Here is a 21,526-nt window from a genome sequence, read left to right on the forward strand (position 1 = left end):
GGTGCGTCTGCTGGGGAATGAAGGGGCGCTGGTTCACAGGACCTTGGCGAGGAAGTCACGGGTGCGGGGGTGCCGGGGGCGGTCGAGCACCTCGGCGGGCGGGCCCTGTTCGACGATCCGGCCGCCGTCGATGAAGACGATGCGGTCGGCGACCTCGCGGGCGAAGCCGATCTCGTGGGTGACGATGACCAGGGTGGTGCCGCTGGTGGCGAGGTCCTTGATGACGGAGAGGACCTCGCCGACGAGTTCCGGGTCGAGCGCGGAGGTCGGCTCGTCGAAGAGGATGATGCCGGGGCGCAGCGCGAGGGCGCGGGCGATGGCGACCCGCTGCTGCTGGCCGCCGGAGAGCTGGCGCGGGTAGGCGCCGGTGCGCTCGCCCAGGCCGACCCGCGCGAGCAACTCCCTTGCGAATTCCCGTGCTTCGGCCTTGCCGAGGCGGCCGGTGGCGACGGGCGCGGCGGCCACGTTGTCGAGGACGGTCAGATGCGGGAAGAGGTTGAAGTTCTGGAAGACGAAGCCGATCCGGCCGCGCTGGGCCAGGATCGCGCGCTCGCCGAGTTCCTTGAGCCGGCCGCCCGCGCGCCGGACGCCGATGAGTTCGCCGCCGACGCTGACATGGCCGATCTCTGGCTTCTCCAGGTGGTTGATGACCCGCAGCAGCGTGGACTTGCCGGAGCCGGAGGGCCCGATGACGACGGTGACCTCGCCGGGGCGCACGGTCAGGTCGATGCCGTCCAGGACGCGGTGGGTGCCGTACCACTTGTGGACGTCGTGCACCTCCAGCGCGGCCGGGGCCGGCTCGGGGGCGGTGGGGGCCGTGGGGGCGGTGGCGGTCATACGGCGGCCTCCCTGCGCAGCCGGGCCCGCAGGCCGGTCAGGCCGGCGCGTGCCTTCTGGAGCGGGGTCGGCGGCAGGGTGCGGGTGGCTCCCCGCGCGAAGTACCGCTCGACGTAGAACTGGACGACGGAGACGGCGCTGGTCAGGATCAGGTACCAGACGGTGGCGACCAGCAGCAGCGGCACGATGTCGCCGGGGTAGGTGCTGCCCATGGTCTGCACGGAGCCGAACAGGTCGAGCAGCGACACGTAGAACACCAGGGACGTGCTCTTGACCAGGCCGATCAGCTGGTTGACGTAGTTGGGCGTGATGGAGCGCAGCGCCTGCGGCAGCACGATCCGGGTGAACTGGTAGCCCTTGGGCAACCCGAGCGCGGCCGCCGCCTCGTGTTGGCCCTGGTCGACGGAGAGCAGCCCGCCGCGGACCACTTCGGCCGCGTACGCCGCCTCGTTGAGGCCGAGCCCGATGACGGCGACCGTCATGTCGGTGGCGAGCTTCGACTCGTCGAAAGTGACGAAGGCGGGCCCGAAGGGGATGCCGAGGCTCACCGTCTTGTACAGGGCGGAGAAGTTGTAGAGAAAGATCAGTACGACGATCAGCGGTACCGAGCGGAACAGCCAGGTGTAGGTCCAGCTGACGGCGCGCAGCACCGGGCTGCCGGACTGCCGTGCGAGAGCCAGCAGGACGCCGCCGAGCAACCCCGACAGGGCGCTCAGGGCGGCGACTTCGAGGGTGACGAGGAGGCCGTCGAGGACGGTGGGCCGCAGGAACCAGTAGCGGAAGCGGTCCCACTGGTAGAAGGGGTTGGTGGCCAGGCCGTGCGCGATCTGCGCGACGACCACCAGGACGGCGGCGGTGGCGATCCACCGGCCGGGTCGGCGCAGCGGCTGGACTCGCTGCGCGGTCAGGGGCTTCGGCGGCTCTGCGGCGGGCGGCGCCTCGGCGAACGAGACGGCGGCGCCTGGGGATTGGCTCATGGCGGGCTCCGGCGGAGGGCGGGGCGTGACGGGAGGAGCGGGGGGGTGGAGAGCGGGTGTCCGGGGTACGGCGGACCGGGCGCGGCGCCCGCCGCGCGGCTCGGGGCACACGGGGGGCGTCACAACGCGCGGTAACGGCGGCGGAGTCGGTCCGGTCCGGGAGCCCGGCGGGCACACGGACCCGCGCGGGTAGCGGGCCCAGTGTGCGGGGCTACGTCCGCCGGGGCGGGAAGGCGGAGGTCAGCTCCGGCAGCCGCGGGCCGCGCCCGGCGCGGTACACAGCGCGCTGCTGACGCGCAGCAGGTCGACGGCGCGGTCCGCGATCAGGGCGGCGCGCGCGGGTACGCAGCCCTGGGGGCGGCTCAGGGCCGTCCGGAAGGCTGCGTACATGGCGTCACCTGTCACTGTCCTGGCCCCGCGGGGCCTCGCGCTTACCGAAGTCGTCGTCCGGTCCGGTCGTCACCTGGGGCACCCCACCGCGTCGCGAGGGTTGCCGGTCAGCGAGCCAGGGCTTGGCGCTGACGCTCTTGACCGCATCTGAGCCGCAAGTAATCCATCCGGAGCCGCGAATGTCAACGTCCGTCCGTCAGATGGACCTCCGCGGAGCCGGTCTCACCTGCGGGAAGCGCCCGGCGAGCCGGTGCTGTGGGCCGCCCAGTCCAGGATCTGGACGGCGGCTCCGGCGGCCTCCAGGCCCCGGCAGCGGCCCTGGTGGCGGCGCGCGATGCCCTCGGGGTCGAGGGGGCGGCCGAAGGCGGGGTGGGCGGCGAGCCGGCGGGCGTAGGCCCACAGGGCCCGGTGTCCGGCGATGCGCTGCACGGCGGAGGCGTCGAGGTGGCAGCGGTGCACCAGGTCCAACTGCACCAGGGACACCCACAGTTCGACGTCGGCGGCGGTGATCCTGTCGCCGGTCAGGTACTCCTCTCCCGCCAGCCGCCGCTCCAGGCGGCCCAGGGTGTCCAGCAGCGCATCGAGCGCGGCGGCCCGCTCCGCCGGTCCGGCACCGGCGCGGCCGGCGCGCTGGGCGGCCTCCTCGATGCCCTCGGCGCACATCCGCTCGACGGCCTCGATCACGGACTCCAGGCCGGACGGGAACAGGGGATGCCGGTCGGTGCGCGGGAAGAGGTCCAGGTCGCGCAGGATGTCGCGGGCGTGGGTGCTGACGATGCGTCCGGACCAGTCGTCGCTGAGCACCGGCGCGAGCGCCGGTCCCCGGTAGTGGTGCGCGCTGGCCTCGTACAGGGGGCGCAGCTCGGTGTGGCCGCCGTCGTGGCCGTCCGGGACGGCGGGCAGGAAGGTGACCGGACAGCTGTCGTCCAGGCCGAGGAGTCCGTGGCCGACGGCGAGCCGCAGTCCGTCGGGACAGGCGGTGGACAGATGCAGGCGGTAGCGGTGGGGCACGGCGTAGTGGCCGCTGCGCGCGTCCCGGCCGAGCCGGCCGCGGAAGGCGGGCGCGGCGGCGCGGTGGGCGGGCGGGACGGCGGCGAGCGGAGTGATGGACATGCGTCTCCCCCAGAGTCGGTGGGCGTGCGAGGGCGCGTCGGCGGGAGCCGTCGGAGGTGGCCGCGAGGGCGCGGAGCGTGGGACGGCGGGTCGGCGCGGCACGGTCGTGGCGTGCGGCGGATCAGCGCGGCGCGGCGATGGCGCTGGCGACGCGCAGCAGGTCGATGTGCCGGCGGGAGGTGAGCAGCGGGGTGCGCGTCGGCGTCCGGCCTGCTCGGCCGGTGACCGCTTCGAGGCGCGCCATGGTTCCCTACCTGTTCACTAGGATTCCTTGCCGGGAAGTCTCGATCCCCCCTCGGCCCGGCGTCAAGGGGGTGTCCACCGCTGGGGACGCGGACCGGTGAGAACGCGCCCCGGCCCCCGCCCTCAGGGCTCCCGGTGCTCGTGGGCGGCCCGTTCCAGCTCCTCCGCCTCCGCCCGTGCCAGCCGCGCCTCCGCCTCGACGTCGAGGGAGCGGGTCAGCCACCAGTACAGGAGGGCGGAGACGGGCAGCCCGATGAACAGGGAGATGTCCGCGCCGCCGAGCGCCTTCGCGGCGGGGCCCACGTACAGGGTGCCGACGGAGAAGAACGGGACCATGACCGCGAAGCCGGCCAGGTAGGAGATGATGCCCTGCCAGCCCCAGCGGCCGTAGATGCCGTGGGGGTTGAAGATCTCGGCGACCGCGTAGTGGCCGCGGCGCACCACGTAGTAGTCCATGAGGTTGACCGCGGTCCACGGGATGAACAGGTAGAGGACCAGCAGCAGGAAGTCGTTGAAGTCGGCGAGGAAGTGCGCGGTGGCGGCGAGGGCGCCGATCACGGAGAGCGCGGCGGTGAGGGCGAGGGTCAGCAGCCGCACGGAGAGCGTCGGCCGCACCCGTCGTACGGAGTCGATGGCGCTGATGAGGGTCAGCGAGCCGCCGTACATGTTCAGCGCGGTGACGGAGACAAGGCCGAGGGCGGCAAAGAGCAGCACGATCGCGCCGAAGCCGTCGAAGACCTTGTCGCCGGCGGCGTTGATCGCGGTGATGGTCTCGAAGTGCGCGCCCGCCCAGGCCGCGAGCAGGGTGCCGAGGACCATCATCCAGATGCCGCCGAGCGCGGAGCCGAAGTAGGTCCAGTAGAAGGTCTTGCGGACGGTGACGTCCGGCGGCAGGTAGCGGGAGTAGTCCGAGACGTAGATGGCCCAGCTGATCTGGTAGCCGGCGACCACGCCGAACTGGGCGAGGAACGGCGTCCACTTGAAGGCGCCGAGGTCGAAGGAGCCGGCCGGGTAGTGCAGGGTGAGCAGGATGCCGACGGTGAAGACCCCGAAGACGACCAGGAAGACGTACGTCAGCACCCGCTCCGCCTTGTGGATGATGTCGTAGCCCACCAGGGCGATGACGAGCGCGACGACGGTGACCGCGAGGACCCAGGGTTTCACCCCGCCGTGCAGCGTGCTGTGCAGGGCGTCGGCGGCGAGGATGCTGTTGAAGACGTTGAACCCGGCGTACTGCACATAGGCGAACAGCCACACCAGGAGGGCGCCGACATAGCCGAACTGCGGCCGCGACTGGATCATCTGCGGCAGGCCCAGCTGGGGGCCCTGGGCGGAGTGGAAGGCCATGAAGAAGGTGCCGAGGACGGTTCCGGCGATGATGGCCAGCAGCGACCAGACGAGGTTGCCGCCGCCGGTGATGCTGATCAGTCCGACGGCCAGGGTGGCGAGCTGGGCGTTGGACATGAACCACAGCGGCCCCAGGTGCCACAACTTGCCGTGCCGCTCGTTCAGCGGGACGTAGTCGATGGACCGGACCTCGATCCCGGACACCCTGCCCTGCGCCGACTCGCTCATGCCGCCTCCCGAGCCCGTTCCGTCACTCGGATCACATGGTGCACCGGCGCGGGCCGGGTGACGAGACCACGGACACCGACACACCCCGAAAGATCACGGCGGGCACGGCGGTGCCGGAGATATCGCGGTCCGAGCGGCCCTCCGGCTCACTATTTACGTGCGCGGAATGCCCGGACGAGACAAGAAACGGCGATTTTGCGACAGGTAGGGGCATCGCCGACCATGGCTGAGTTCCGGCGATCCCGGAACGTCGGCTTGATGAGAGGCGCACCACCCATGCACGTCACCGGAACCGCTCCCCTGCCGGCTCCGGCCCCCCCGGAGACCCCTGCGGCCCCCGTCGGGGACCCTCAGGGGCCGTCCAGCCGGCACGCGCGCCGGTTCGGCCTGCCCGTGGCCACCGCGCTGGTCATGGGCAACATCATCGGCGGTGGCATCTTCCTGCTGCCCGCCTCCATCGCCCCCTACGGCACGGTCAGCCTGGTCGCCTTCGGTGTGCTGACCGTCGGCGCGATCGCCCTCGCGCTGACCTTCGGCAGGCTCGCCGCGCGCGACCCGCGCACCGGCGGCCCGTACGTCTACGCCCGCGGGGCCTTCGGCGACTTCGCGGGCTTCCTCGCGGCCTGGTCGTACTGGATCACCACCTGGGTGTCGAACGCCGCGCTCGCCGTGGCCGCCGTCGGCTATCTGGACGTGCTGATCCCGGTGAGCGGACACCGCTGGACCGCGTGCCTGGCCGCGCTGGTCATCCAGTGGCTGCCCGCGCTCGCCAACTTCGCCGGCACCCGCTACGTGGGCGCCGTACAGCTGGTCTCCACGGTGCTGAAGTTCGTGCCGCTGCTGCTCGTGGCGGTCGGCGGGCTGTTCTTCTTCGACCCCTCCCGGCTCGGCCCCTTCAACTCCAGCGGCCAGGGGGCGATCGGCGCGGTGTCCGCCTCCGCCGCGCTGCTCCTCTTCTCCTACCTCGGGGTGGAGTCCGCCGCGGTCAGCGCCGGTGAGGTCAGGAACGCCCGGCGCAATGTGGGCCGGGCCACCGTGATCGGCACCGCGGGCGCCGCGCTGGTGTACCTGCTGGGCACGCTCTCCGTGTTCGGTACGGTCGCGCACCAGCGCCTGGTCCACTCCACCGCGCCCTTCTCGGACGCCGTGAACGCGATGTTCGGCGGCAGCTGGGGCGGCTGGGCGGTGGCACTCGCCGCCCTGGTGTCGATGGTCGGCTGCCTGAACGGCTGGACGCTGCTCAGCGCCCAGACCCCGTACGCCGCCGCGCGCGACGGACTCTTCCCGGCCGCCTTCACCCGGCGCCGCCGGGGCGTGCCGACGACCGGCGTCGCCGTCACCGTGGTCCTGGCGTCCCTGCTGACCGCCTACAACTACCTCTCCGGCTCCGGCAGGGTCTTCGAGGTCCTGGTCCTCGTCACGACCTTCACCGCGACCGTCCCCTATCTGCTGGCCACCGCCGCGCAGATCTTCCACCTCGTCTCCGGCCGCGCCGACTCGGTGGACCGGGGCCGGCTGGTGCGGGACGCGGTGGTCACCTCGGTGGCGGCCGCCTTCTCGATCTGGCTGATGGCGGGCGCGGGCTACGCGGCGGTGTACCAGGGCGCGCTGTTCCTCTTCGCGGGCGTCCTCGTCTACGCGGTGATGACCGCCCGGCGGGCCCGGCCGGGGGCGGCCGAGCCCGCCGCCGAACAGCCCGCCGAGTAGCGCGCCCGGCCGGAAACGCGGTCACCTCCGCCGGTCGCGGGCGGCACGGAACCGCTCCAGGCCCGCGGAGAGGTCGACCACCGGGTCCGGGTAGTCCAGCGCGGCCCGCTCCGCGCCGGGCAGCTTCCACGGCTCGTGCGCGAACCGGGCGGCGACGCCCGCCAGCTCGGGCACCCAGCGGCGCACATAGCCGCCGTCGGGGTCGTGGCGCCTGCCCTGCGCGACCGGGTTGAGGACCCGGTTGGGGCGGGTGTCGGTGCCGGTGCCGGCCACCCACTGCCAGTTGAGCTGGTTGTTGGCGATGTCGCCGTCGACCAGCCAGTGCAGGAAGTGGGCGGCGCCGATCCGCCAGTCCACGTAGAGCGTCTTGGTCAGGAACGACGCGGTCAGCAGCCGGGCCCGGTTGTGCATCCAGCCCTCGTGCCGCAGCTGCCGCATCGCCGCGTCGATCACCGGGTAGCCGGTACGGCCCGTACGCCACGCCTCGATGTCGGCGCGCGCGGTACGCTCCGTGCGCCAGCGGTCGCCCTTGGTGCGGTAGTCGGCGCGGGCGGCCTGCGGGCGGGCGGCGAGGACCTGGCGGTGGAAGTCGCGCCACGCGAGCTGCCGTACCAGCGACTCGGCACCCGGACCGCCGTGGCGGCGGGCCCGCTGGACCAGCTCCACCGGGGACAGGGTGCCGAAGTGCAGATGCGCGGAGAGCCGGGAGGTGGCGTCGGCGGCCAGGTCGTCGCGGATGTCGTCGTAGGCGTCCAGGCCGGTGCGCCAGTAGGCGCTCATCCGCTTGCGGCCCTCGCGTTCGCCACCGGCCGGCAGGGCGGGCGAGACGCCGGTGACGTCCTCGCGGGCGGGCAGCGGCTCGCCCCGCACCGCGTCCGGCACGGGCACCCGGCGCGGGGCGGCCAGCGGCGCGCGCAGCCCGGCCTGCGCCCAGCGGCGGTGGTACGGCGTGAAGACCGCGAAGTGATCCGAACCGGCCGGGGTCACCTCGCCGGGCGGCACGGCCACGGTCACCGCGTCGTGCACGAGCAGCCGCCGCCCCGCGGCCTCCAGCGCCCGCCGCAGCCGGTCCTCCCGCCGGGTGGCGAAGGCGCTGTGCGCGGCGGCCAGGTGCACCTCGTCGGCGTCCGCCTCCGCCGCGACGGCGCACACACGCGCCACCAGGTCCCCGGAGCGCACCACGAGCCGGCCGCCGCGCTCGCGCAGGGACGCGTCCAGGTCGGCCAGGCAGTCGGCGAGGAAGGCGGTGCGGTTCGGGGCGGCGAACCCGGCCGCCGCCACGGCGGGGTCGCGGACGAACAGCGGGACGACCTCGCCGCCGCCCGCCAGCGCCGCGCGGAGCGGCGGATGGTCGTGCAGGCGCAGGTCGGATGTGAACAGAACGACCGAGACGGACATGCCGGTCAGCCTATTTCCGGTTGTCGGGGGCGGCGGGGCGGCCGGGCGGCGCGGCGGGGTGGATATGGGTTCGGGGCGGCGCGGGGGTGGTCCGGATCCGGCCGCCCCTGTCATTCGCTGGGTTGCAGCGGACTCTCCTCCGCCACCACCACGCCCAGCCGTGCCTGTTCCTCCTCGACGATCCGGCGGGCCAGCTCGGTGTCGGACACGTCGACCGCGTCCGGCGTGGACTCGGCCACGGCGCTGCGGCGCGCGTAGGCGTCGAAGAGGCGGGTCTTGGCCGCCAGCATCCTCACCAGGCGTTCGTCCACGCCCCCGGTGGCGAGCAGCCGGTACACCCGTACGGGCCTGACCTGCCCCATGCGGTGCGCCCGGCCCACCGCCTGCTGCTCGATGGTCGGCTTGAGCTGGGGTTCGCAGATGACGACGACGGAGGCGGCCTGCATGTTGAGGCCGACCCCGGCCGCCTGGATCTGCGCGAGGAGCACCGCGGGGCCCGCGGCGGCGGCGAAGTCGTCCACCAGCTGCTGGCGCCGCGCGGCCGGGACGCTTCCGGTGAGCGGCCCGAACAGGGCGCTGTGGTCGGCGAGTTCGTCCCGGACCACGCCCAGCACGTCCTTGAAGTAGGAGAAGACGACGGTCTTCTGCCCGTTCTCGCCGGCCTCCCGGACGATCTCCCGGAGCCGGCCCAGCTTGGCCGATTTCTCGGGGCGCGCATAGGCGGCCCGGCGCATGGCCATGAAGTTGCCCTCGCGTACGGCTTCCCGGTACGCCTCCTCGTCCGAGGCGCTGAGTTCCTCCCACTCGTCGGTCTGCTGGAGGCTGGGCAGTTCGGTGAGCACGTCCGTCTGGTTGCGCCGCAGATAGACCGGGGCGACGGCCTTGCGGAAGGCCACCGATCCGGCCGGCGCGTCCCCCTCGCCCAGGGAGTCCGCTATCCCGCGGTGCAGCATGCCGACGAGGTTGCGGAACTCGACGACCCTGTTCTCCATGGGAGTTCCCGTCATGAACAGCGCGCGCTCGCAGTGCTCCGCCCACCCGGCCACGGCCTGGGAGCGCTTGGCCTTCGGGTTCTTCACGCAGTGCGCCTCGTCCACGACGAGGAGTCCGACCTCCCCGCCGCCCGGCGGCGGGAATCCGCGCAGGGCGTCGAACGTGGTCACCGCGACCCCGCCGCGGCCCTGCCAGTCGGCGAACGCCTCGTGCCGGTCGGGCCCGTGCAGCACCGAGACGCGCAGCGCGCTGCGGGCCTCGATCTCGCGGGTCCAGTTGACGAGGACGCTCGCCGGGCAGACGACCATGAAGTGGCTGCGGCCCTCCGCCGCGAGGTGCGCCAGTACGGCGATCGCCTGGATGGTCTTGCCGAGGCCCATCTCGTCGCCGAGGATCACCTTGCGCTGGGCGAGCACGAAGCGCGCGCCGAACGCCTGGTAGCCGCGCAGGGAGACCCGCCGGTGCGTCTCGGCGAGGTGCTGGGTGCGCACCCGCTCGGCGACCTCGTCCGGCAGGAAGCCCTCGGCGGCGGCCGCGTCGGGCTGCCGGCCGGAGACCTCGGCGAGCAGGCCGTAGTACTCGGCGGAGCGGAGTTCGAAGTCCACCCACGCGGCGATGTCGGACGAGGCTCCGCGCAGCAGGTCCACCGAGGTCTGGGCCAGCGCCTCGGGCAGCCCCGCCTGCTGAGCCTCGGCCACCAGGGAGCGGATCCCGGCGAGCGCGGTCAGGGCACGCGCCCGCTTCTCCCGCCCGGCGAGCAGCATCCTGAACCGTCCGGTGGCGGGCTTCGCGTCGGTCAGCAGCGGGCCGAGGCGCTGCGCGAGGGCCGCGGCCTCGTCCACCGTGCGCCGGGCCGCCGGACCCGCTTCCACCAGGACGTGCAGGGCCTGGACCAGGGCGGTGGTCGCCGGATCCGGGTGGTCGACGTCGATATGGACGGCCACAGTCTCGTGCACGGCCTCGGCCAGCCGCCGGGCGGCGGCGAGCATCTGGTCGACGGTGCGCTGTCCGACGCCGGGGATCTGCCGCAGCCGGTAGGGGCCGGCCGCGAGGACCTGGCCGACCGTGCGCAGCCCGCTCTTGTCGACGTTCCCCAGCCGCAGCCGGCCCTCGGTGACATCCTGCAGCCGGGCGACGGGTATGCCGTCCAGCTCCTTGGTGACCGCCGCGTCGTGCATCGGCTTCAGCGCGGCGCGCACCGCGTCGACGGCCCTGGCATGATCACCGGCCACGGCCTGCGCCGCCGCGTACAGCCGCGCCCCGCCGGCAACCGCCTCCCGCCCCTCGTACGCCACCCGTCCCGCCCCCACTCCTCGCCACCGGACGCACGCGCCTCCGGGAACATAAAAGATTCCCATACGACGGGGGATGTGGAGGTCGGGACCAGGTGGGGAGGTCGGGGCGAGGACGCCGTCCCGTTACCGGTCCCGGCCGTCGAGCACCTGCCGCTCGACGGCCGGGTCCGGATCGTCACACCGGCGTGCTCCCGGACACGGCAGGTCCAGGCGCACGAACACCGGAACGGGGACTCATCGGCCGGCGGACGCCCGCCACTCGGCGGCGGAGCTGGGCGGCAGCAAGTCCGCCGAGGCCGGACGGTCGGCGTCGAGTACCTCGGTGGCGATACGGACGAAGTCCCAGACCTCGACCGCCGGGTCGGCCGGATCGAGCAGCGTGCACAGCTCGTCCCAGCTCAGCCGCGTGCCGCCGGAGACGGCGAAGCGGAGACGGGCGAGGGCGTCCGGCCCGGCGGCCGGCTCGACCCGCTTGAGCGCGGCCTCCAGGTCGAAGTCGCTCGCCGGGAGCCGGTCCTCCAGCCGGGCCACTTCCGCGTAGGCCCGCCGGGTGGCCGCCTCCGCGTCGGCCGCCCGGACCTCGGCGAGCAGGGCCCGGCGTTCGGGCCGGTCGAGGAAGATACCGATCTCCCGGACGATGTCGGCCGGCTCGTCGGCGACGTGCACAAAATTGATGATCTTGTTGGGCGGGTCGAGGACGGTCCGCAGGTGCTCGGGGCCGCGGGCCTCGGGGTCGGCCGAGCCCTTGAGGTCGGCCAGCCGGACCGAGCCGGGCACCGCGGCGTCGCCGCGGTCGTCCCGCACGATCAGCAGCACCGAGTCGGTGACGCTGTGCATGAGCGTCATGAGCGCGAGCCGGTCGGTGGTGTAGACGTGCCAGTTGTAGCGCCACAGCTCGCGCATCGAGTGCCGGTTGTGCCGGATGGGCGCGCTGGCGAGGATGCTGAACCCCTGGTCGGCGAGGTAGCGCAGGGTCCGCTCGGCCCGGCGCCCGGCCATGCCGTCGCACTTGAAGCTCAGCAGGCCGAGCGGGGCCAGCGCATCGGCCGCGGCCCGGTCCCGGCCGGTCCCGACCGCCGGGGCGGCGCCGGTGGCACCCGCCGGAGCACCGAGGACGTCGAGGGCGTCCGACCAGCACTCGCGGAAGTAGAGGTCCTCCGCGAACAGTTCGGTCTTGGTGGACGACACGGTCAGTGAACGCCACACCTCCGCGTCCGGCATCCGGCTGTCGCGGGCGACGGGTGCGCTGGTCATACGTTCTCCCTCTGCCGGCTCTGGCCGCCGGCGCTCACGTGCGGCTGCGGGGCGGATACCCACGACTGGGGATCAGGGTTGGTCAGCATCTTCGGGTGACCGGGCTCGTCGTACTCGATGACATAGGTGCCCAGCGCGGCCAGGTCCCAGCGGTCGGGGTGCGCGCCGGCCGCCGCGAGGTCCGCGAGGAAGGGCCGCCACTCGACGCGCTCGCCCCGCGCCATGCGCGCCAGCCGGTGCCGCGCGGCGTCCGCCGCGGGGCCGGGGCCGGCGGCCTCCACCGCACGGGTCACCCGGTCCAGTACGTCGGCGAGCGCCAGGGACCGGCTGGGGGCGGCGTAGTTCTCCCTCGCGCGGTCCAGGACGGCCTGGTCCTGTGCGGTGGGGGCACCGGCGGCCAGGCTGTCCAGTAGTGCGCGGCGGCCGGCGGCGTCGACGAGCAGGCCGAGCTCACGCAGGAGGTCCGCGGGCTCGTCGGCGACGTGGACGTAGCTGAGGACGCGGTTGGGCTGGCCGAGCAGCGCGCGCAGGGTGCCCGGCCGCTGCGCCTCCAGGGTGGCGGAGCCCTTGAGCGTGGACAGCCGCACGGTGCCGGGGAGCGGATGTCCGGGCTCGCTGCGCAGCAGCAGGAGGAGGGCCGGGCCCGCACCGAGGAGCAACTCGTTGACGGCCAGCCGGTCCAGCGTGGCCGACGTGAGCTGGTAGCGCCACAACTCCCGCCAGTGGAAGGGCTGGAAGTGGAACTCGCGGGCGGCGGTCACGGTGAATCCGTGCTCGCCCAGGTAGTCGAGGACGGAGATCAGCCGGCCCGCGGCCAGGCCGTCCGGCTTGAGCATCAGCAGGGCGCCGTCGCGCAGGGCGGCGGGCAGCCGTTCGGCGAGGACCTCCTCGGCGTCGCTCAGCCCCTCGCGGAAGTACGTCTCTCGGGCGTACAGATTCCTCTTCGTCTGGCTGCGGGTCAGCGCCGACCAGTCGAGCGTTGCCATGAGGCCTTCCCCCGTGACGGTTCCGTTTGCTGGTACGGGGGGATGCTAGCAGCTCCGCATTCCGAGACCGGATCACATGAGACGTGCTTTTTTAATTCCCCCGGCCCGGCAGCCCACCTGAGACAAATACCGTCCGGTACGCGCCGCACACTCCCCGACAGAAGGGGCGTTTACGGGTCAACACGGACAGGTTTAGAACATGCTCGGAGTGGTTCGGTAAAGGAGGGCCGGGGGTGATCCGAATAGGGGTCACCCTGGTCGTCCTTGACGGTCGCGGTCACCGTCCGGCTAATCTCCGGGCTGTGGGAAGCCCTTCCCGCACTCAACCGATAAAGGAGGGTGGTCGACATGCGCGAAGCTGTTTCCACCGCTGTGCAGAGCAGCAACTTCAACCTGAAGAATGAGGTTGTCGAGCTCATTCCTTCCGGTGTTGCCGCCGGGCGCGCCGTCCTGGGCATCCGTGAGCTGGAGGCCTTCCGTGCCGCCGGTTCCTTCGTGCCCGCCTCGAAGCACGGCCTCGAGGTCATCACCGGCGCGAGCTGCGAGACCGGCGCCCAGTAACACCCAGCCGGGTGGGCCCGTCCTTTCGGTCGGCGCCCGCCCGGCGTTTTTCCGGGGCCACTCGCCCTCCTCCTTTCAACCATCACATTCGACGTCGGAGGAAAAGGTCATGACCGACACCTCGTCCCGCGCACTCCCCACGGTTTCCGTTGTGACCTCGCATGGTCGGCAGCAGCTGAACGGCTCGGCCGACGAGCGCCTCATCGACATCCTCAACCGGAACCGGGTCCCGTGGTCCGCGGTCGCGGCCTATGTGCTGCCGGAATCCGGCGGCGACCCGCGCCTTTCGCCCTCGCTCGACCGCACCCTGGCCGAATTCGAGGACGCCTCCGAAATTCTGCTGTACTTCAACCGGAACGTCAATCCGTTCAATTTCTCGATCGAGGACTTCAAGACCATCGAGAGTGACAATCCGGGAGCGGAGGCCACCGAATACGTTTACCAGCGGCTCGACAACGAGTCCGGGACGGCGGAATCCTTCCTGAAGAAGCTGAGCCCCGAGGAGTGCCGGCAGATCATCGCCGACCGGGTCGGCGACACCATCCGCGAACACCTTCCGCAGGGCGCGGACCTGGTCGTCGGCGTCAGCGGCGGCGGTGACAGCAACGCCCTGCTGTACGGCCTGAGCCAGCTCTCCGACCACGGCATCACCGTTCATCCGGTCATCCTCAAGGGCATTCCGGACTGGGACGCGGGCGTGCCGCGGGCGCAGGCCCTGTGCGAGAAGTACGGCCTGGAACTCACCGTCGTCGAGGCGGACGAGGTCAAGCAGCTCCTGGGTATTCCGGCGGACTCCGTCGACCTGATCGACCGGTTCGAGCGCGAATTCCAGGGCGACGACTTCGAGTTCCTCGGCACGCTGTTGATCCGGCTCGCGCTCTCCAAGGCCGCCCGCGACATCGGTACCCCGTACATCGCCACCGGCGTGAACCTCGAGGACATCGTCTGCGAGAACCTCTACCGGGTCACCACCGGTCTCAAGCCGGCCGCGTTCCCGGCCCGGCAGATCGGCGAGACGACGCTCGTGCTGCCGCTGTGGCTGTGCCCCAAGCGCATCATCGACGGCTGCTTCCCGAAGTTCTCGCTGGAGAACTACGACGCCCGCTACCCCTGCTTCTCCCTCGGCCGGAACCTGTACTACAGCGTCGTCTACGCGCTGCAGTCCCAGTTCCCCGGCTACCTGGAGCAGGTGGCGCGCGGTCTGTCCCAGCTGAGCATGAAGGACCCGGTCGAGTACACCTACAACGAGCAGCTCGGCTTCCACGTCGAGCGCACGGTGCCCTTCCCGCTGCTGCGCAGGTTCCAGAAGATGCTCAGCGGCGCACAGCCCACCGCGGGCTGACGGGCGGGGGAGGTGGGCATGACCGCGCACTGTGTGGTCGTGGTCGGCGGCGGCCCGATGTGCACGTACGCCATGGCGCATCTGGCGGCCGTGCTGCCGGACGCGCCGCCGGCCGAACCGGTGCGGATCGTGGTCTTCGAGCGGGGCGGCAGGCCGGGCGCGGGCGAGGTCCACAGCGACGCACAGCCCCCGACCGGCTACCTCAACCGGGTGGCCGGACAGATCGCCTTCGCCCCGGACGAGTCGAGCAACCCGCCGCGCAAGCTGCTGCCGGGCACGCTGCGGCCCACCTTCCAGGAGTGGTGCGCCGAACGGTACGCCGCCACCGGCCACCCCGACTTCGACCTGCGCCCGCACGAGGTGCCCAAGCGGTACGTCCACGGGCTGGCCCTGCGCGAGATGTTCCAGTCCTACGCGGACCGGCTGCGCGAGGTGGCCGGTGTCACCGTGGACGTGCGGGAGACCGAGGTGACCGGCGTCCGCCGCACCGGTGCCGGCGAACGGGCCGGTGCCGGGAGGTTCCTGGTCCGGGCCGCCGACGGCGGTGACGTCGTCGCCGACGAGATCCTGTTCGTCACCGGGCACTCCTGGAACACGCCGGCGCCGGGCAGCGAGGAGGAACTGCTCGCCGCCCGCCGGGGCTATGTGCCCACCCCCTACCCTCTGGCCGAGCGGCTGGCCGAGTCCGCGGTGCCGCCCGGCCGGCCCGTGGCGGTGCGCGGACTCGGGCTCACCGCCATCGACGTCTTCCTCCAGCTGACCGAGGGCCGCGGCGGCACCTTCGTCGCCGACGCGGACGCGGCCCCGCACGGCCTGCGGTACCTGCCGGCCGGCCGTGAGCCGTCGGTGATCGTCGCCGTCAGCCCGAGCGGGGTGCCCGTCTCGGGCCGGCCGCTCAACGGCAAGGTGGCCGATCCGGCCCTGCTGGAGCACACCGGGGAGTTCTTCACCGTCGAGGCGGTGCGCACCCTGCGCTCACGGGTCGGCACACCCGTGCCCGAGGGGCGCCGGCAGCTCGACTTCGACCGGCACCTGTTCCCGCTCGTCGCGCTGGAGATGGCCTGGGTGCACCACCGCACCCTGCGGGACGAGACGGCCGTACGGCGGCTGCGCGCGGCGGTGGAGCCGGCGCACCGGGACTTCCTGGCCGGGCGGGGGCCGTGGGGTGAGGCGGGCGCGGACGCGCTGATCGCGGCTCTGGAGGCCCCGCTCGGCGCGGCGGAGCCCGGCCGGTTCGACTGGCGGGCGCTGCTCGACCCGCTGCCCGCGTCCTCGGCCCGGCGTGACGACGACGGTGCGGACTGGGCCCGGCGCAGCGCCGACCACCTGCGCCGCGATCACCTCGACGCGCTGGAGGGGAATCTGCGCAACGCCGCGAAGGCGGCCTGCGACGGAGTCTGGCGCGACCTGCGGGCCGTCTTCGGCGAGGCGGTGGACTTCGGCGGGCTGACCCCCGATTCGCACCGCCGCTTCGTCCGCGTCCACCTGCGCCACTACAACCGCCTCTCCAACGGCGCGGGTCTCGAGCCCATGCGCAAGGTGCTGGCCCTCCTCGACGCCGGACTGCTCGACCTGTCCGTGGGGCCGGAGCCGGCGGTGCGCCCGGCCGGGGACGGCGCCACCGGCGGATTCACCGTGACGGGCGGCCGGACGGGGGTCGTGCGGACGGTGGACACCGTGGTCGAGGGCCGGGTCCATCCGTTCGACCCCCGCCGTGACGTGCTGCCGCTGTACCGGTCCCTGCTGGACGCCGGTCTGGTGCGGCTGTGGCACAACCGGGGGCCGTCCGAAGCCGACGACTTCGTGCCGGGCGCGCTGGACCTCACCGAGCGCTTCCACCCGGTGCTCCCGGACGGTTCCGGCGAGGACCGGCTCACGTTCCTCGGCGCGCCCGCCGAGGGGCTCCGGGTCTTCCAGCAGAGCGCCGCCCGGCCCCATTCCAACAGCTCGGTCCTCTCGGTGGCCGCGGACTGGGCGGAGGAGGCGGCGCAGCGCATGCCCCGCCCGAAGGATCCCCGTTCCCGTATGCAGAGAGATGGTTGACGCGTTGACTCGGCACTCCCACATGAGGCTCGGCGCCTTCCTGTACCCGACCGGCTATCACGTGGCGGCCTGGCGCCACCCCGAGGTGCCCGCCGACGCGGGTGTGAACTTCGCGCACTACGCCGAGCTCGCCCGGACCGCGGAACGCGGTGCGCTGGACTTCCTCTTCCTGCCGGACAGTTCCGCGATGCGCGGGGCGGACCTGTCGGAGCTGAGCCGTACCGCCATCCGGTACGTCGCCCAGTTCGAGCCGCTCACCTTGCTGGGGGCCCTGGCCGCGGTCACCGAGCGGATCGGGCTGACCGCCACGGTCTCCTCCACCTACAACGAGCCGTATCACACGGCCCGGATGATCGCCTCCTTGGACCACATCAGCGGGGGCCGGGCCGGCTGGAACCTGGTGACGTCCCAGAACCCGTTCGAGGCCCACAACTTCGGCCTGCCCCAGCACCCCGAGCACGACGCCCGCTACCGGCGGGCGCAGGAGTTCGCCGAGGTGGTCAAGGGGCTGTGGGACACCTGGGACGACGACGCCTGGGTCCGTGACAAGGAGTCCGGCCTGTTCTTCGAGCCGGAGGGCGTCCGGCCCCTGGAACACCGCGGGGAGCACTTCTCGGTGCGCGGGCCGCTCAATATGCCGCGCACTCCGCAGGGGCACCCGGTGACGATCCAGGCGGGCTCCTCCGGGCCCGGCCGTGACCTGGCCGCCGCCACCGCCGACGTGGTGTTCACCGCGCAGCACGACAAGAACGACGTGAAGGCCTTCACCGAGGACGTCCGGGCACGCGCCGAGAAGCACGGCCGCGACCCGGACTCCCTGCAGGTCCTGGCCGGAGTCTTTCCCTTCGTGGGCCGTACGCGGGCCGAGGCCGAGGCGAAGGCGGAGCGGCTGCGGCAGCTGATCCAGCCCGAGGTGGGGCTCGACCTGCTGTCCAGCGAACTGGGGCACGTGGACCTCTCCGGCTGCGACCTGGACGGTCCGCTGCCGCAGCTGCCGCCCTCCAACTCCGGGCAGAGCAGGCGGGATCTGCTGGTACGGATGGCGGCCGACGAGGGCCTGAGCATCCGGCAGCTGTACCAGCGGGTGGCCGGTTCGCGGGGCCACCGGCAGGTCGTGGGCACGGCCGAGTCGATCGCGGACGACCTGGCGGACTGGTTCGAGAGCGGTGCCGTCGACGGCTTCATCGTGATGCCCCCGTCCCTGCCCGACGGACTGGACGACTTCGTCGACCTGGTGGTGCCCGAGTTGCGGCGGCGCGGGCTGTTCCGCAGCGCGTACGAGGGCACCACGCTCCGCGACCACCTCGGACTGCAGAGGCCGGGACGGTGAAAGGACCCGAGGACCGGGCGAGCGTGGCGGAATTCCTCCAGGTGGCACAGCGGGCCGGGCTGGCGGTGCCGGACGAGTGGCTGGCCGGGGCCGCCGCGTCGTACGCGGAACTCATGGTGTTCGCCGCCCTGTTGCGTGATCCCGGTCGTCCGGCCGGGCACGAGCCGTCGGCCGTGTACCGCCTCACCGTGGAGGACGACGATGCCTGAACCGCGCGAGCCGCACGAACTCTCCGTCGCCGAGGCCGGTGCGCGGCTGCGTTCGGGCAGGCTGACCTCGGCCGAACTGACCCGGCACACGCTGGCGCGGATCGCCGCGGCCAACCCGGTGCTGCACGCCTTCGTGACCGTGACCGAGGAGCGGGCGCTCAAGGACGCCGACCGGGCCGACCACGAGCTGGCGGCCGGGCTCGACCGGGGCCCGCTGCACGGCATCCCCTACGCCCTGAAGGACATCTTCGACACACGGGGAATCCGTACCACCAGCCACTCGTGGCTCATGGCGGAGCACATACCGGACGAGGACGCCGAGGCCGAGGCGCGGTTGCGGGCCGGCGGGGCGGTCCTGGTCGGCAAGCTGGCCACGCACGAGTTCGCGCTCGGCGGCCCCAGCCCGGAACTGCCCTTCCCGCCCGCGCGCAATCCCTGGCACACCGATCACTTCACCGGCGCGTCCTCCTCGGGCGCCGGTGCGGCCGTGGCGGCGGGGCTGGTGCGGATCGCCATCGGCTCCGACACCAGCGGATCGGTGCGCGGCCCGGCCTGCCACTGCGGCACCGTGGGCCTGAAACCCACCTACGGCCTGGTGTCCCGGCGGGGCGCGTTCCCGCTGTCGTACGCGCTGGACCACATCGGTCCGCTCGGCTGGACCGTGCAGGACACCGCGCTCGCCACCCAGGTCATCGCCGGGTACGACCCGCGTGATCCGGGCAGCGTCCGGCGGCCGGTGCCGGACCTGACGGTGGGTCTCGGGCAGGGGGTGCGGGGGCTGCGCATCGCCTATTCGCCGTGCTGGTTCCGGGACGACCCGGCGACCTCGCCGGAGGTCACGGCGGCCATCGAGCGGGTGCTGGCGGAACTGGCCCGGCGCGGGGCCACCGTCCACGAGGTGGAGCCTCCGCCGTACCGGCTGTTCAACGCGTGCGGGCGGGTCATCATGGCCGCCGAAGCGTACGCCATCCACGAGGCCGATCTGCGGGAACGGCCCGGCTCCTACGGCCGGTACACCTACCAGCGGGTCGCGCCGGCGGCGGGGCTGAGCGCGGCCGACCTGGTGCAGGCGCACCGGCTCCGGCAGGAGTTGGCCGACGCCGTGCGCCGCACGGTCTTCGACCGGTACGACGTGTGGGTGACCGCGACCGGGCTCGCGCCGGCGCCCCGGCTGGACGCCTTCCCGGTCGACTGGCCGCCGCCGCGGGAACTGACCGCCATGCAGACCATCCCCTTCAACGTCACCGGCCACCCGGCCCTGGCCCTGCCCGCCGGCCGCTCCGCGAGCGGACTGCCGCTGGGCATGCAGATCGCGGGCCGGCCCTTCGACGAGGTGACGGTGCTGCGGGTGGGCTCGGCGGTGGAGGAGATCACCCGGCACCCGGACGAGCGGCCGGCCGGGTTCACCGTACGGGCGGCGGCGGACGGAGCGGGGGTCTGATCCGCGGCTGCCCGCGCCCCGGCCGGCGACGGGAGGTCAGCCCTCCGTCAGCCAGCCCGACTCCAGGAGCGCGTCGAAGAGGCGGTCCGTGGTGGCGGGGTCCAGGGGGCGGCGCAGACCGTACGACGTCTCGGTGACGATCCGCCGGCGGTCGCGCGCGCCGTCGGCCCGGATCGCGAGGTTGAAGAGTACGGACAGGTGGTGCTTGTCCTCGGCGATCATCCCGCCGAGCACCGTCCGTGTGGTGACGGGGAGTTCGCCCAGCATGGCCCGCAGATTGAGCGGCCCCGGCCAGTTCCGGCGCACCGGCGGGCCGGCCGCGGCGGGGCCCGGCCCGGCGAGCAGGCGCGCCTCGGCCACCGGCGCTCCGGCGGCCAGCGCCCGCAGAGCCGTGCCGCGGCGCGTCACATGGTCCACCAGACCGCGGGACCAGTCCTCGTCCGCGCCCCCGGTGTCCCGCACCAGGCGGGCCACCGCCTCCCGCTCGGTCCGGCACCAGCGTTCCACCACCGCGCTCCGCGCCGCCGGGTCGGGCCCGTCCGAGGCGAGCAGGTGGGCCAGCGCGGCGCCGGCCACGCAGGAACGCGTCATCTCCATCGCGGAGACCTTGTCCGGGGAGTCGCCGGCCGAGTGGTTGAACCGGTCGGCCGGGTGGCAGAACTGGACGGCGGGCCGGTCCACCGAGGGGTCGGCGTACAGCGCGTGGTCGGAGAAGCCGAGGAACGGGGACGGCTGCCAGGTGCCGGGGCTGTCGGCCGTGGCCGTGAACACCTGCTCCACCACGTGCTCGGCAAGGGGCGCGAGCAGGGTCGGCGTGGTCTCCGGCGGCCGTTCGACGACGAAGGGCGAGCGGCACAGCGCCTGGTCCTCACCGACCATGTCGAGGTTGATCAGCGCCTCCGGCAGAGCGCCGCCGCCCGGCTGTGAACGCCCGTGCAGGACGGCCGCGTTGCCGAGGAACTCGGCGCCCCAGAAGAACCTGATCGGGCGCCGGACGCCGTACCGGGCGTCCGCGCGCCGCAGCCGGGCCAGGGTGGCGGCGATGCCGAGCAGCGCGGCCACCCCGGACGCGTTGTCGTTGGAGCCGGGGCGCGGATGGCACAGGTGGGCGGTGAGCCAGATCTCCCCCGCATCGTCGTCGCCCGGCAGTACGCCGCTCACCAGGGGCATGGCGGCGGTCCTGTCCACCGTGACCTCGGCGTGGGCGACCGCGCCCCGGTCCGCGGCCGCACTGGCCTGCCGGAACCTCTCGGGGGTGAGGCTGAAGCCGAACAGGGCGCTGTCCGGGGGGAGTTCGATACGGCCGACGTGCGGTGCCGCCGCGCTGCCCTTCCACGGTGCGTCGGTGAGGAGCCCGAGCGCTCCCGCGGCGGTCAGCTCGGCCAGCAGGGAGCCCCGTACGAAGGCCGCCCGGTCCACCACCGCGATCGCCCCGGCCACGGCGGCACCGACCGGATCGTCCCCGCGGACCGGGACCAGCCGGGCGACGGCCCCGCCCTCGGGGGTGGCGGCGGAGTAGGTCGCCACGGTGAAGGGCTGCTCGGCGTGGTCCGTCCGGAACACCACGGGGGTGTCCGGGTCCGACCCGGCGAACACGGTCAGGCGGGCGTCGAGCGGTGTCCAGGAGACCGGGGCGCGGAAGGTCCACCACTGCGGCTCGCCGTCGGCGGGGAAGCGCCGCACGCCCACGTCGGCCAGCCCGGCCGCCGTGGCGGACTCGGCCACCAGCTGTGCGGCGCGTTCCAGGCCGAGCGAAGCCTGGTAGCGGTCATGGGCGCTCACCTGCTCGACGTGGTCCATGACGGCGTCGGTGGGCACCGAGCGCAGGAGCC

General features: G+C 73.2%; 18 protein-coding genes and 1 riboswitch. Of the genes, 7 read left to right on the plus strand and 11 right to left on the minus strand.

Annotation, left to right across the window (positions count from 1 at the left end; genetic code table 11):
- Positions 1 to 33 precede the first annotated feature (33 nt).
- The 6 genes from ACZ7EC_RS03480 to ACZ7EC_RS03505 form a co-directional block, all read right to left on the minus strand.
- On the minus strand, positions 34 to 837 hold the full coding sequence (locus tag ACZ7EC_RS03480; protein ID WP_471057209.1) for an amino acid ABC transporter ATP-binding protein: 804 nt from the start codon (positions 835 to 837) through the stop codon (positions 34 to 36).
- Positions 834 to 1,814 (minus strand): amino acid ABC transporter permease, encoded by a 981-nt coding sequence (locus tag ACZ7EC_RS03485; RefSeq protein WP_471057211.1) that lies wholly within the window; start codon positions 1,812 to 1,814, stop codon positions 834 to 836. The genes ACZ7EC_RS03480 and ACZ7EC_RS03485 overlap by 4 nt, the downstream gene beginning before the upstream one ends.
- Before the next feature lie 240 nt (positions 1,815 to 2,054).
- Complete coding sequence (locus ACZ7EC_RS03490) at positions 2,055 to 2,204, minus strand: hypothetical protein (RefSeq protein ID WP_471057213.1); 150 nt, start codon at positions 2,202 to 2,204, stop codon at positions 2,055 to 2,057.
- A 32-nt stretch (positions 2,205 to 2,236) separates the two neighbouring features.
- Positions 2,237 to 2,347: riboswitch (SAM riboswitch) on the minus strand.
- A gap of 79 nt (positions 2,348 to 2,426) precedes the next feature.
- A complete protein-coding gene (locus ACZ7EC_RS03495) occupies positions 2,427 to 3,317 on the minus strand; it encodes a glutathione S-transferase C-terminal domain-containing protein (RefSeq protein ID WP_471057216.1) in 891 nt (296 codons plus the stop codon).
- 121 nt (positions 3,318 to 3,438) lie between these two features.
- Positions 3,439 to 3,561 (minus strand): putative leader peptide, encoded by a 123-nt coding sequence (locus ACZ7EC_RS03500; protein WP_471057219.1) that lies wholly within the window; start codon positions 3,559 to 3,561, stop codon positions 3,439 to 3,441.
- A 122-nt stretch (positions 3,562 to 3,683) separates the two neighbouring features.
- Entirely contained in the window at positions 3,684 to 5,135 is a 1,452-nt protein-coding gene (locus ACZ7EC_RS03505) for a purine-cytosine permease family protein (protein ID WP_471057221.1), read from the minus strand.
- Positions 5,136 to 5,411: 276 nt separating this feature from the next.
- On the opposite strand from ACZ7EC_RS03505, the gene ACZ7EC_RS03510 reads away from it, so the two are divergent.
- Entirely contained in the window at positions 5,412 to 6,842 is a 1,431-nt protein-coding gene (locus ACZ7EC_RS03510) for an amino acid permease (RefSeq protein ID WP_471057223.1), read from the plus strand.
- Positions 6,843 to 6,863: 21 nt separating this feature from the next.
- On the opposite strand, the gene ACZ7EC_RS03515 is transcribed toward ACZ7EC_RS03510, so the two are convergent.
- From ACZ7EC_RS03515 to ACZ7EC_RS03530, 4 genes are all read right to left on the minus strand, one after another.
- Positions 6,864 to 8,240 carry a cryptochrome/photolyase family protein gene (locus ACZ7EC_RS03515; protein ID WP_471057225.1) on the minus strand — a complete coding sequence of 459 codons (1,377 nt, stop codon included), beginning with the start codon at positions 8,238 to 8,240 and terminating at the stop codon, positions 6,864 to 6,866.
- A gap of 110 nt (positions 8,241 to 8,350) precedes the next feature.
- Positions 8,351 to 10,411 carry a DEAD/DEAH box helicase gene (locus ACZ7EC_RS03520; protein ID WP_471057852.1) on the minus strand — a complete coding sequence of 687 codons (2,061 nt, stop codon included), beginning with the start codon at positions 10,409 to 10,411 and terminating at the stop codon, positions 8,351 to 8,353.
- Positions 10,412 to 10,762: 351 nt separating this feature from the next.
- On the minus strand, positions 10,763 to 11,782 hold the full coding sequence (locus tag ACZ7EC_RS03525) for a hypothetical protein (RefSeq protein WP_471057227.1): 1,020 nt from the start codon (positions 11,780 to 11,782) through the stop codon (positions 10,763 to 10,765).
- The gene (locus ACZ7EC_RS03530; protein WP_471057230.1) at positions 11,779 to 12,768 is read right to left on the minus strand and encodes a hypothetical protein; all 990 of its coding nucleotides are present in this window, start codon (positions 12,766 to 12,768) and stop codon (positions 11,779 to 11,781) included. Before ACZ7EC_RS03530 ends, ACZ7EC_RS03525 begins: the two co-directional genes overlap by 4 nt.
- A 348-nt stretch (positions 12,769 to 13,116) precedes the next feature.
- On the opposite strand from ACZ7EC_RS03530, the gene ACZ7EC_RS03535 reads away from it, so the two are divergent.
- From ACZ7EC_RS03535 to ACZ7EC_RS03560, 6 genes are all read left to right on the plus strand, one after another.
- On the plus strand, positions 13,117 to 13,329 hold the full coding sequence (locus tag ACZ7EC_RS03535) for a hypothetical protein (protein WP_397982863.1): 213 nt from the start codon (positions 13,117 to 13,119) through the stop codon (positions 13,327 to 13,329).
- A gap of 151 nt (positions 13,330 to 13,480) precedes the next feature.
- Complete coding sequence (locus ACZ7EC_RS03540; protein WP_471057232.1) at positions 13,481 to 14,671, plus strand: tRNA lysidine(34) synthetase; 1,191 nt, start codon at positions 13,481 to 13,483, stop codon at positions 14,669 to 14,671.
- Positions 14,672 to 14,689: 18 nt separating this feature from the next.
- Entirely contained in the window at positions 14,690 to 16,714 is a 2,025-nt protein-coding gene (locus tag ACZ7EC_RS03545) for an FAD/NAD(P)-binding protein (RefSeq protein ID WP_471057235.1), read from the plus strand.
- Between the two features lie 4 nt (positions 16,715 to 16,718).
- A complete protein-coding gene (locus ACZ7EC_RS03550) occupies positions 16,719 to 18,044 on the plus strand; it encodes an LLM class flavin-dependent oxidoreductase (protein ID WP_471057237.1) in 1,326 nt (441 codons plus the stop codon).
- Positions 18,041 to 18,253 (plus strand): hypothetical protein, encoded by a 213-nt coding sequence (locus ACZ7EC_RS03555; protein ID WP_471057239.1) that lies wholly within the window; start codon positions 18,041 to 18,043, stop codon positions 18,251 to 18,253. Before ACZ7EC_RS03550 ends, ACZ7EC_RS03555 begins: the two co-directional genes overlap by 4 nt.
- The gene (locus ACZ7EC_RS03560; RefSeq protein ID WP_471057242.1) at positions 18,246 to 19,694 is read left to right on the plus strand and encodes an amidase; all 1,449 of its coding nucleotides are present in this window, start codon (positions 18,246 to 18,248) and stop codon (positions 19,692 to 19,694) included. The genes ACZ7EC_RS03555 and ACZ7EC_RS03560 overlap by 8 nt, the downstream gene beginning before the upstream one ends.
- A 36-nt stretch (positions 19,695 to 19,730) precedes the next feature.
- Here ACZ7EC_RS03560 and ACZ7EC_RS03565 read toward each other — a convergent pair whose 3' ends face one another.
- Positions 19,731 to 21,512 carry a M28 family peptidase gene (locus tag ACZ7EC_RS03565; RefSeq protein ID WP_471057245.1) on the minus strand — a complete coding sequence of 594 codons (1,782 nt, stop codon included), beginning with the start codon at positions 21,510 to 21,512 and terminating at the stop codon, positions 19,731 to 19,733.
- Positions 21,513 to 21,526: the final 14 nt, after the last annotated feature.

It is taken from the genome of Streptomyces sp. NPDC037203, assembly GCF_055605065.1.

Bases quoted from the DNA above. Each gene is read 5' to 3' on its own strand.
- ACZ7EC_RS03480 (WP_471057209.1), bottom strand. From the start codon at position 837: ATGACCGCCACCGCCCCCACGGCCCCCACCGCCCCCGAGCCGGCCCCG.
- ACZ7EC_RS03485 (WP_471057211.1), bottom strand. From the start codon at position 1,814: ATGAGCCAATCCCCAGGCGCCGCCGTCTCGTTCGCCGAGGCGCCGCCC.
- ACZ7EC_RS03490 (WP_471057213.1), bottom strand. From the start codon at position 2,204: ATGTACGCAGCCTTCCGGACGGCCCTGAGCCGCCCCCAGGGCTGCGTA.
- ACZ7EC_RS03495 (WP_471057216.1), bottom strand. From the start codon at position 3,317: ATGTCCATCACTCCGCTCGCCGCCGTCCCGCCCGCCCACCGCGCCGCC.
- ACZ7EC_RS03500 (WP_471057219.1), bottom strand. From the start codon at position 3,561: ATGGCGCGCCTCGAAGCGGTCACCGGCCGAGCAGGCCGGACGCCGACG.
- ACZ7EC_RS03505 (WP_471057221.1), bottom strand. From the start codon at position 5,135: ATGAGCGAGTCGGCGCAGGGCAGGGTGTCCGGGATCGAGGTCCGGTCC.
- ACZ7EC_RS03510 (WP_471057223.1), top strand. From the start codon at position 5,412: ATGCACGTCACCGGAACCGCTCCCCTGCCGGCTCCGGCCCCCCCGGAG.
- ACZ7EC_RS03515 (WP_471057225.1), bottom strand. From the start codon at position 8,240: ATGTCCGTCTCGGTCGTTCTGTTCACATCCGACCTGCGCCTGCACGAC.
- ACZ7EC_RS03520 (WP_471057852.1), bottom strand. From the start codon at position 10,411: ATGCACGACGCGGCGGTCACCAAGGAGCTGGACGGCATACCCGTCGCC.
- ACZ7EC_RS03525 (WP_471057227.1), bottom strand. From the start codon at position 11,782: ATGACCAGCGCACCCGTCGCCCGCGACAGCCGGATGCCGGACGCGGAG.
- ACZ7EC_RS03530 (WP_471057230.1), bottom strand. From the start codon at position 12,768: ATGGCAACGCTCGACTGGTCGGCGCTGACCCGCAGCCAGACGAAGAGG.
- ACZ7EC_RS03535 (WP_397982863.1), top strand. From the start codon at position 13,117: ATGCGCGAAGCTGTTTCCACCGCTGTGCAGAGCAGCAACTTCAACCTG.
- ACZ7EC_RS03545 (WP_471057235.1), top strand. From the start codon at position 14,690: ATGACCGCGCACTGTGTGGTCGTGGTCGGCGGCGGCCCGATGTGCACG.
- ACZ7EC_RS03560 (WP_471057242.1), top strand. From the start codon at position 18,246: ATGCCTGAACCGCGCGAGCCGCACGAACTCTCCGTCGCCGAGGCCGGT.